The 1,319-nt window shown below is 73.0% G+C and carries 2 protein-coding genes; both read right to left on the minus strand.

The annotated features are described in order from the left end of the window. A partial coding sequence (locus tag AB4Y43_RS40360) for an NAD(P)H-hydrate epimerase (RefSeq protein ID WP_368730282.1) occupies nt 1-919 on the minus strand: 919 nt, incomplete at its 3' end. A 120-nt stretch (nt 920-1,039) separates the two neighbouring features. Then, on the minus strand, nt 1,040-1,319 hold a 280-nt coding region (locus AB4Y43_RS40365), incomplete at its 5' end, for an FAD-dependent oxidoreductase (RefSeq protein ID WP_368730283.1).

Below are 1,319 nucleotides of genomic sequence, written 5' to 3' on the forward strand. Positions count from 1 at the left end.
CGTCGCTGCCGAGAAAGCCCACGTGAACCTTGCCCGCGCCGGTGAGGAGCGCCGCGCGCGCCGCGAGAATCGGCGCGCCGCACATGCCGGTATCGCCGCCGACGACGGCGAGCGTGCCGAACGTGCCCTTGTGAGTGGCGAAGTCGCGGGCGGGCAGCGCGGCGGCGAAGAGCGCGGGCGCGTTCAGGTGTGCGGCGCCCGGTGTGCCTGCGGTGTCGATGCCGATCGGCGCGACCGCGACGGCGCCTGCGTAGTCGCGCCCAACGCCCGTGTACAGTCCGGGCTTGGCGGCGATGAAGGTCACGGTATGGGTTGCGCGCACCGCCGGACCGCTGCCGACGACGTTGCCTGTGTCGCTGTCGAGGCCGCTCGGCACGTCGAGCGCGAGCACGTGGCCATGGCTACGCGCGCGTGCCGAGAGCGTTACGGCGAGTTCGGCGAACACGCCCTCGAGCCCGCGCGCAAGGCCGATGCCGAACATGCCGTCGACGAGCCAGCCATAAGCATCGAACGATCCGGGCACCGACGCGGCGATGGGCACGCCCGCCGCACGCGCCTCGGCGAGCGCCCAGCGCGCGTCGTCGGGCTTGACATCGACGGGCATGCAGACTTCCACGGCGACGCCCGCGCGATGCAGCTCCGTGGCGACGACGAGCGCGTCACCACCGTTGTTGCCGGGCCCGGCGGCGAACCAGACGGGCTTGTCGCTCGCCGACGAGGGCGCGTGCGCGAGTTGCTCGCTCAGGAAGTGCGCGGCGGCGGCGCCTGCGCGCGCCATGAGCGTGTGGGCAGGCAGAGCCGACTGCGCGGCGACTTCGGCCACGCGCAGCGGTTCGACGGTAAGCAGCGGGACCGCACGGTCGTGCGGGTAGACGAGCACCGGTTGCCCGGCGCCGGAGGAATGTAGAGCGTGCGTCATGGCGATGCGGTCCTCGGAGGCGACATCGCAACGATACCCGAGCATGCCTTCAGACGGCACGCCCCAGGCGCGGGCTGGACTGGCGCGGCGGCGCGGCAATGCCGCACACGCGTGCGCGGCTCAATCGCGGCCCGGCGAGAGCGCCTTGATGGTATCGGCCGGCAGGTCAGGCGCCGCGTTGGAGATCTGCTGGGCGATGAGACGCGCGGAGCCGAGCGAAAGTGCCCAGCCTGCCGGCCCGTGGCCCGCGTTGACGTACAGGCGCGGATGGCTCACGTTGCCGACCGCCGGCAGGCCGTCGGCGGAAAGCAGCTTGATGCCTTCCCACGCGAGCGCGGCCGAAATACGCGCGGCGCCCGGCGCCCAGTCGCGCGACGCCTCGCCGAGCAACGCGAGGGCG

Source organism: Paraburkholderia sp. BR10872 (genome assembly GCF_040965835.1).
GTDB classification, from domain to species: domain Bacteria; phylum Pseudomonadota; class Gammaproteobacteria; order Burkholderiales; family Burkholderiaceae; genus Paraburkholderia; species Paraburkholderia nodosa_A.